The organism is Protofrankia symbiont of Coriaria myrtifolia, assembly GCF_900634755.1.
GTDB lineage: Bacteria > Actinomycetota > Actinomycetes > Frankiales > Frankiaceae > Protofrankia > Protofrankia coriariae.
Genome location: NZ_CAAAFS010000042.1, coordinates 1 through 7,944 on the forward strand (window position 1 = coordinate 1; position 7,944 = coordinate 7,944).

Annotated in this window: 10 protein-coding genes; 2 read left to right on the top strand and 8 right to left on the bottom strand. The window is 68.7% G+C overall.

Annotated elements, in window-relative coordinates:
• Positions 1-89: 89 nt before the first annotated feature.
• The 3 genes from CM1CMNOD_RS02155 to CM1CMNOD_RS02165 form a co-directional block, all read right to left on the bottom strand.
• The gene (locus CM1CMNOD_RS02155; protein WP_013872042.1) at positions 90-1,322 is read right to left on the bottom strand and encodes an FxsB family cyclophane-forming radical SAM/SPASM peptide maturase; all 1,233 of its coding nucleotides are present in this window, start codon (positions 1,320-1,322) and stop codon (positions 90-92) included.
• On the bottom strand, positions 1,322-1,537 hold the full coding sequence (fxsA, locus tag CM1CMNOD_RS02160) for an FxSxx-COOH cyclophane-containing RiPP peptide (RefSeq protein ID WP_013872043.1): 216 nt from the start codon (positions 1,535-1,537) through the stop codon (positions 1,322-1,324). The genes CM1CMNOD_RS02155 and fxsA overlap by 1 nt, the downstream gene beginning before the upstream one ends.
• A gap of 107 nt (positions 1,538-1,644) precedes the next feature.
• Positions 1,645-1,971, bottom strand: a complete 327-nt coding sequence (locus CM1CMNOD_RS02165; RefSeq protein WP_013872044.1) for a cupin domain-containing protein — start codon at positions 1,969-1,971, stop codon at positions 1,645-1,647.
• A gap of 113 nt (positions 1,972-2,084) precedes the next feature.
• Here CM1CMNOD_RS02165 and CM1CMNOD_RS02170 point away from each other — a divergent pair, with 113 nt between their 5' ends.
• Entirely contained in the window at positions 2,085-2,885 is an 801-nt protein-coding gene (locus CM1CMNOD_RS02170) for a peptidoglycan recognition protein family protein (RefSeq protein ID WP_013872045.1), read from the top strand.
• Here the strand turns inward: CM1CMNOD_RS02170 and CM1CMNOD_RS02175 are convergent.
• The 4 genes from CM1CMNOD_RS02175 to CM1CMNOD_RS02185 form a co-directional block, all read right to left on the bottom strand.
• Positions 2,870-3,373 (bottom strand): hypothetical protein, encoded by a 504-nt coding sequence (locus CM1CMNOD_RS02175; RefSeq protein WP_013872046.1) that lies wholly within the window; start codon positions 3,371-3,373, stop codon positions 2,870-2,872. The two genes, CM1CMNOD_RS02170 and CM1CMNOD_RS02175, sit on opposite strands and share 16 nt — an antisense overlap.
• Positions 3,370-3,498, bottom strand: a complete 129-nt coding sequence (locus CM1CMNOD_RS23505; protein WP_013872047.1) for a hypothetical protein — start codon at positions 3,496-3,498, stop codon at positions 3,370-3,372. The genes CM1CMNOD_RS02175 and CM1CMNOD_RS23505 overlap by 4 nt, the downstream gene beginning before the upstream one ends.
• A gap of 59 nt (positions 3,499-3,557) precedes the next feature.
• Entirely contained in the window at positions 3,558-5,336 is a 1,779-nt protein-coding gene (locus CM1CMNOD_RS02180; RefSeq protein WP_013872048.1) for a RyR domain-containing protein, read from the bottom strand.
• Between the two features lie 207 nt (positions 5,337-5,543).
• Positions 5,544-6,485: a dihydroorotate oxidase gene (locus CM1CMNOD_RS02185; RefSeq protein WP_043604566.1), complete on the bottom strand. Its 942-nt coding sequence runs from the start codon at positions 6,483-6,485 to the stop codon at positions 5,544-5,546.
• A gap of 445 nt (positions 6,486-6,930) precedes the next feature.
• On the opposite strand from CM1CMNOD_RS02185, the gene CM1CMNOD_RS02190 reads away from it, so the two are divergent.
• A complete protein-coding gene (locus CM1CMNOD_RS02190) occupies positions 6,931-7,173 on the top strand; it encodes an acyl carrier protein (RefSeq protein ID WP_013872050.1) in 243 nt (80 codons plus the stop codon).
• Between the two features lie 203 nt (positions 7,174-7,376).
• On the opposite strand, the gene CM1CMNOD_RS02195 is transcribed toward CM1CMNOD_RS02190, so the two are convergent.
• Positions 7,377-7,799 (bottom strand): DUF2795 domain-containing protein, encoded by a 423-nt coding sequence (locus tag CM1CMNOD_RS02195; RefSeq protein WP_013872051.1) that lies wholly within the window; start codon positions 7,797-7,799, stop codon positions 7,377-7,379.
• Positions 7,800-7,944: the final 145 nt, after the last annotated feature.

The following is a 7,944-nucleotide window of genomic DNA, read 5'->3' on the forward strand; positions in this document are numbered from 1 at the left end:
CCACCCCGCGCCCCGCCGTCTGCCGCATCGTGCTACCGCTCTCTGCCGCGCCCACCCGTCCGCGGGATACGACCGAGCCGCGAGAGCCGTCAGCGGATCTGCTGTTGTAACCGCTGAAGGTCGCCGTGGACCCGGGTGCGGATGTGTCGGATCAGGGCCAGCAGGTCCGGGCAGTAGACGGACGGGTTGCGGAAGCCTGCTCCCGCGCGATAGCGATGGGGATAGTAACCACCGCCGCAGACGTCCCGGACGGTGCAGCCCTGGCAGGTGTCGGCGAGCGCGGCAAGGCCGATCTGCCGGGCCACGATGGCCGGGTGCGCCAACGCGGCGTCGAAGGAGTGGTCGGTTATGTGCAGCCCGGTTGCCGCGGCGTCCGGGTAGGTGGATTTCAGGGTGTCGACCTGCTCGATGGCTCCGTCGGTCTCGATGACGAGCAGAGTAGCGGCGGTGAGGCCGATTGCCTCGCTGTGGCTGGCGCCACCCAGCACGAGAGCCAGGATTTCGCCGAACAGGCGGATGTTGGTTTCCTGGCTGGCCGCCGAATACCATCGGTCGAACAACGGGACAAGCCAGTCGGAATACGGGGTCGACTGGCTGTCGCCGGCCCGCTGAGGCGGTGGGTCGGTCCAGTTGCCGTGTGGCAGCAGGAAGTCAATCATCGGTGGGTTGAACTCGAGAAGCTCCTCGTAGGCGACAAGCGGATCCGTGTCGAGGTCGATGGTGCACAGCAGTCCCGTGAACAGCTCGCGATAGGGTTCGGTACCCAACAGTCGCAGCGCGCGGGCGACCTCCCGGTGGCTTCCTCTGCCGTTCGGGTGACGGCGGTGACGGTCGTGTGCCTCTCGGGTGCCGTCCAGGCTGACGCCAACACCTATCTGGTGTTCGAGGAATACTTGGAGGAGGTCCTCGTTCAGCAGGACGGCGTTGGTCTGTACGCCGAATTCGACGACTGTGCTGACTGGAAGGGCCTCGCGCAACGTGGTTGCCAGGTAGGAGATGAACTCCCTGCCGGCGAGCAACGGCTCACCACCGTGCAGGATGACGTGTATCAGCGGGAGATGGTGGCTGCTGGCATGTTCGGCGATGCGGTCGATGGCGCTGGCAGCCGTCGACCGGGACATGGTGACCGGCTGGGAGTGCCAGGTCTGATCCGCCATCTGGTAGACGTAGCAGTAGTCGCAGGTAAGGTTGCAACGGCTGTGTACTTTAAGAACAAACTGCCTGAAAGGTACAGGCTGCCAGTCGGTATTCCGAAGCGCTGACACGTCCAGAATGTTTCCGGACCACTCTCCGGGACGATCCTGGTGGCCGTGTCCAGCCATTACAGGTGCGGCAGCGGACCTCTGTTGCTGTGCCTTCTGGTGGGGTCCGAGCTGAAGCTGTTGAAGCCCGCGATGGCGGTGTGTGGGTCCGTGGTTTCGCGTAGGACGCGCCGCAGGGCGTGTCTCAGAGCCGAGTCGTCGAGCGTCGTGAGCCGGGAAAGATCGGTTCTGGGCGGATCGACGGGGCCTGGCTCGGCGTGGAGTGCGTCGCTCATCCGGCATCCTCCTCAATCGGTGCACCTGGCGCACCAATCTAACGTAGTCAGAAGATTGCCGGGACGGATTCGTCGGAACGCGGACGGGGTTACGGCTGGCTGGGCTCTCAAACGGAGACGTCGCCAGGCTGCGGCCCGGTGGCTGGCAGGAACGCCTCCACGCAGGTGGCGCCGGCGGGTCCCGCGATGGCTTCGTGGCGGGTGTTCGCGGGCAGGTCGAGCCGGTCGCCTGGGCGCATCGGCCAGTCGGTTCCACCCACCCGAAAAATGATCTTTCCGTTGACGCAGAACAGCACCTTGTGCTGGGCGTGGGTGTGCTCGTCAAAGATCTCGCCCGGCCCGGCGGACCAGCGGTACGGGCGCAGCCCCTGCCGGACAAGCGTTGCCTCGACATCATGGGGGAGAGCCGTACCAGCGGTAACGGACACGTGCATGAATTGACGGTATCGCGTATTGAGTAACTGGAAGGGGCTGCGGCATGGGTTCGGCGGCCGCGAATGGGGAACCTGGTTGATAGCACTCCGGCCTGTCGGTTTAAGATGCGACCGTGGCGCACATCGTTCAGGGCTTCCAGTATCGGCCGGTCCGCAACACCGCCGGTGACACGATCCGTCCGATCGGCCTCGTTCTGCACGTCGCACAGGGTAACGGTTCCCAGTTCAACTGGTTCAACGATCCGCGATCTCAGGTGTCGTCGAACTTATGGGCGGGCAAGGCCGGGCAGCGTGAGCAGTACGTGCCCTCGGATGTCCGGGCGTGGGCGCAGCTCGCGGGGAACGGCACCTACAACTCGATCGAAACCGAGGGCTTCGACACCGAGGCGCTGACCCCCGAGCAGATCGAGAGCGTGGCCGTCGCCTACGCCGACGGGGTGCACGCCTTCGGTTGGGCACTGGCAGTGACGGATACCCCCGGCCAGTCCGGGCTGATCACTCATGGCGCAGGCAATCTTGCCTGGGGTAATCATCCGGGCTGCCCGGGGGCCATCCGAGCCGGTCAGCGTCAGCAGATCGTCGTGCGGGCAGCGCAGATCGTCGGCGGCTCGGCGTCGCCCACGCAGCCCAAGGTGGTGGCCCTGCAACACGCGGTGCATGTGGCCGCGGACGGTGTCTGGGGGCCGGCCACCGACGCGGCGCTGGCCGCGGTCCGGGCCAACCAGCACACCCGCGCCGAGCAGGCCGCGGTCGGCGCGACCGTCGACGGCGCCTGGGGCCCCCGGTCGCAGGCCGCGTACGTCGCGACGGTGCGGACGATCCAGTCCATCCTCGAAGTGGGCGTGGACGGTGTCTGGGGCCCGGTCACCGACCGGGCGTTCGTTGCTGCTCGTAATTCCTATTTCACCGGCTGATCCCAGTCGGCCGATTGGTCCCATTCGGTGACGAGCGCGTCCCAGGTACGGTAACGGGCCACCGAGTAAGCGGAGGACACCACACCGTCGGGGTCGACAACGGCCACCGGATAGCCAAGCTGGGCCCGGTACCCGCGTTCGCTGACGACAAGACGGCCGCCGAGGCGGGCCGCGCCGACGACGATCGGCCGGGACGTCCACCTCGGGGTGGCCGCGGCGGCGAGCTCCCGCGCCGACAGCCAGCCGTACAACCCGCAGGCACAGGCCTCGCCCGGCATCCGCGGATGCGGCGTCAAAGACGCCGCCAAAGACGCCGAGGAGGGCTGGCCGCCGAAGTCGTCCCGTACGCCGCGCAGGCAGAGCGCCCTGGTCAGGCCGTCGGGATACCACAGCAGCAGGTCGGTCGGGAACGGCGACCACGGCGTCCACGCCGGGCGCAGCCGGCCCGCGCCGTCCACCGCCCACTGGCGCCAGCCGATGACGCTCACCTGCCGGCCGGCACCGGCTCGGTCTCGGCCGGTTCAGTCGGTTCGGGCAGTGTCAACGGTTCCTGCTCCGGCCAGGAGATCGGTTCGTCCTCGACGATCCGCAGCGGCTCACCCACATTTGACATACATCAACGTTCCCTCGCCCCGCCGCGCCGGTCAATTCCCCACCGTCCCCGCCGGTCTCTCAACCCAGGCGCAGGATCTGTAGGCCGTGGTCGGCCAGGAGCGCTGGCAGGTGGCGGACGGTCGCGATGGCCTTGGCGCGCTGGTCGTCCGGGAGATCCAGCCAGTCGACCAGCAGGTTGTGCCGTCGGCGGCTGTCGTCGCGGACCGGGGCGAACGTCCAGCCCTGACCGCGCCGTTCCGCGCACCAGCGTTCGTGCTCGTGCCGGGCGAGCAGATCGATCTCGGCCGGGGTGAAGGAGAAGTCCGTCGGCGGGTCGGTCATCGGGACGACGACCGCGCTGATCTTTCCCAGTTTCACGCCGATGTCCTCGGCCTGCCGGTAGTTCGCCGCCCGCAGGTCGTCGCGGAGGTCGTCCCAGAGATCCATGGGCTCGGCGCTGCCGATGGTGCGTCCTTTTGCCTGCTCGTCGATGAGATACTGCTCGTGGATGGCGCGGGCCAGGACCGTCAACGTGTCGTTGCGCAGCTCGTCGGGCTCCGCCGCCTCGTCGGTGATCGCGAAGATCCGTACCTCGCCCGGCGCGGAGTCGAGCAGCCGGGGGTTGAGCAGGTCGCCGAGGGCCGTCCGCTGCCCTGTACACACAGTAACGATCTGGCCGACGTCCACGGTGTTGCGGGTGGTGTTCAACGCTCGGGGCAGGACGGTGTCCTCGTTCTGGTCGCACAGCACCAGGTGCCGGATGCCGAGCGTGCCCGCGTCGCCCGACGCGCCCGCTGACGGGGGCTCGGGCAGGACGGTCCCGAGATCGACGGTCGTCGCGGGCTCGTCCCTGACACGGGGGGCACAGTGCGCCGCGACCGGTGGGTAGCGCGTGCGCAGTTCGGCGAGCTGCGCTGACGCGTGCGTGTCCACCAGCACCAGCGGTAACGGAGGGGCACCGCTGCGGACCCGCCACAGCCGGGCCAGCGCGACGATCAGTGCGCGCCCGAACGGGCCGAGCCCGACGACCGCCACCGAGGGCAGCGGGTCGCCGGTACCGAGATGGGGCTCGAGAATGTGGGTGGCGAGCTTGCGGGCGGCGATTTCCTCCGGGGTGAAGAAATCCAGCCGGAAACCCGATCCCGCGGAGAGCCCGAGCCGGCGTGCCTTCAGCGCGAGCGCGAGCTCACCGTCGCTGATACGCGCATAGCAGGCGAGTGGTTCGGGATGGTCGCCTTCCTCGCCGGTGAGCGCGGCCACGGCCGCCACCACGGCCGCGTTGGCGGCGTTGTCCGCGAGGCACGCGTACACGGTCGTGGCCCTGGGCACACCGGCGGCGCGCAGCGTCGCCGGTTTCCAGGCGTCACCGACCACGACGAGACCCTGGGCATGCTGGTCGGCGTCGCCGGTGACGCGGATCACCGTGGTGCCGGCGGCGCGCAGCGCGGTGGTGATGGTCAGGGCGAACGGGTCGTCGCCGACGACGACAGCGTGCTCCTGGGCCCGCCGCGCCGCGCGCCGGTGACGCCGGTCGACGAGGATGTTCCACACCGACGCCGTCACGCCGTATGCGGTGGCGAACGGTGCCAGGAACCGGGCGACCTCCAGCGGCAGTGGGAAAGGGCCGCCGTCCTGTAGCGGTTCGGAAGCCAGCAGAAAGAGCTGCGCGTCGAAGTAGGCGATGTCGGCTGCCGGGTAGCGGCAGGCCCGGGTGTCCGGCGGGGGGCACCGCGAGTCGGGCTGGTCGAGCTGGGTCAGGCCCCACGCACCCAGGAAGGCCGCCACCAGAAAAAGCACCGCGAACATCAGCCACAGGGCCCGGCCGCCGCCGGCCCGTTCGTCCGGAATCCCTGTCACGTCGTTGTTCCCGCTCCCGTGTCGGCGCGGCCCGTACCGGTGTCACCGTCGTTGTTCTCCAACGCGGTTCCATCGGATTCACACGTCTCACCGGATTCTTGCATCGCGGGCGATCGGGAGCGGGATCCGCCCGGGGCTCACCGCCCGCGCCGGCCATCAATCCACCGGACACGGCCGCGAGAAGATCGTCTAGCTGGAACGGAGCGTCTAGAAAAGATCGACGTAGTCGGTGAGGATGTCGCCGAAGACTCCGGCATCGCCGTTGCGGTTCCAGAAGGCGGTGGCGGCCTGCACCGTCGTTGCCCCGGCGCGCAGGAAGTCGGCGATGTCACGGCCGCGGGACACCCCGCCCACGCCGATCAGCTCTACCGTCTCCGGCAGCAGCCGTCGCAGCTGGCGTACCTGGCCGAGTGCCACGGGCCGCAGCGCGGCACCCGCGAGCCCGGCCAGTTCGACGTCGATCACCGGCCGGTTCGCCTCGTCCAGGGCAAAGGCGTTCGGGAAGGTGTTGACCGCGCAGACGAACCGCGGGCCCCGCGGTGTGCCGGACAGTCTCGCCACCAGGTCCGCCAGCGCGGCCAACCCGGCCGGGTCCGAGAACGGGGAGATCTTTATGCCGAAGGGCGGCGGCTGGCGATCTTCGCCGCCACCGGTGGCGGTGGACGCGGCCGCGGCGAGCGCCTGGCCCACCTGGGCGCAGATGGCCTCGGTCCGGTCGTTGTCGAAACACGCGATGCGTTTCTGCCTGCCGTCGTCCCAGACGTTCGGGCAGGCCAGGTTGAGTTCGATGATGTCGGCGCCGGCGAGTGCCACGTCATGGGCGGCGATGGCGTACTCGGCCTCGCTGAATCCGGCGATACTCACGACGAGTGGCTTACCGGCGGCATGCGCCATCGAGATCATCGCTGGCAGGTGTTCGCGGTAGTACGCAAGCCCCGGATTGGGCAGGCCGAGCGCGTTGAGTGAGAAGAAATCCCCCGGATAGTAGACGTTGCCCCCGTTTCCGGTGCGCGCCCGCAGCGTGATGGAGCCGACGACGACCGCGGACACCGCGCTGCGAGCGAGCGCGCTCACCTCGTCAAGGCTCTTGCACGTGCCCGCGGCGTTCATCAGCGGATGCTCAAGTTCGACTCCGCACAGCGCTGCCACGGCCACCCTTCCCGAGATCCGCGTTTCCGATGTGGTTCGCCTTCTCCAGGGACAGTATCGAATTCCTGTTCCTGGACGTGGTGCGCGGATCGCGGCCGCTATGTCCGATATAACCACTGTTTCATATATCGGGTGTTTTCCGCTGGGTCGGGGGTCACTTCCGGGGCGTGTCCGGGCCGGGGTCGCCTGCCGGTGCACCACACGCCCTGTTCCCGTCTGGTTTCTGTTCGCGACCATGATTCGGCGCCGGCCCACGTTTGGCCTCCCCGACGGCTGTCGAAGAAGACAGGGTCGGCCGCACCGCGCTGTGGCGGCCCGGCGCCGGTCGACGTCACCGGTACCCACCGCATCCACCGGTGCCACTGGTCGTGGGGTCCGGTGCCGGCGGCTGATACCAGGGAAACATTTCAGGGAAGATACGACCGACACGGAAAGAGGGCCGACGATGGCGACCGGCGGAACAGGATTCAGTGACGTCGTCCACGATCTTATCTCGGTGCAGTATCACGCCCTCAAAGGGGGCCGTGAATACGAACAGTACATCCGTGACGCGAATGAGGAGGGGCAGCCGGAGATAGCCGATTTCTTCCGGACCGTCCTGGAACAGGACGCCGAGCGCGCGGTCGCGTGCCATCGTTACCTGTCCCGGTTGTCCGGTCATGCGCCGGCCGGCTCGATCGTCCGCTGAGGGACCGTCGGGGGCGTGCGGGGTCGTTCGGCGCGGTAGGCCGGGCTCATCCGGGCTCCATCCGACGCCCCTGCTCGACTGCCGGACCGGAGCCCGCCTGAGAGTCCCGGTCCGGCAGCCGAGGCCCATGCGGGAGCTGGCCCGTTCGGATTTCCCGGTCCGGTGGCCGGGGCCCGTCCTCGTCCTGCTGAGAAGCGCTGGGATCAGAAGCGCACGGTCTCGACGTCCTCGCCGCCGTGCAGGGCCCGCCACAGATGGCCGAACGAGTCGTACTGCTCCCGCTTGGGGCGGGCGGCGAGCCTTTCGACAAGCTGTTCCGGCGCGTTACGGCCACGCAGCACGTAGGTGAGCTGAGCGGCTCGAGCGGGGAAGTCGTGGCGGTCGAACCACCGGGCGAGTTCGGAGCGCGCCTCGACCGCCGCGGTGGGGTCCGTGTTGGCGGCAGCCTCGCTCGCCGGCCGTTCCGGGATCACCGCAACCTGGGGCTGATCCTCGCCGGGAGGTTCCGCGGAGCGCCATTCCTCGGTGCGCGTGTCCCGCCGCGCCCGCACGATCCCGTCCACTTCCTGGGCGAGGTTGTCGTCTTTGGCGGGGCCGTGCTTGGTGCTGCCGCGCTGCATTGACATCGTCGTGCTCCTGTTGTTGATCGTGTTCCTTGGTGGTTCCTGTGGTTACCGCCGTCCCGGCCGGTGCCGACCGCTGGGCCGCGAGTCCGGCGGAAGGATGCCGGGGCCGGGCGGTGGGAGGTCAGGGCCGGGGCCGGGACCTGGC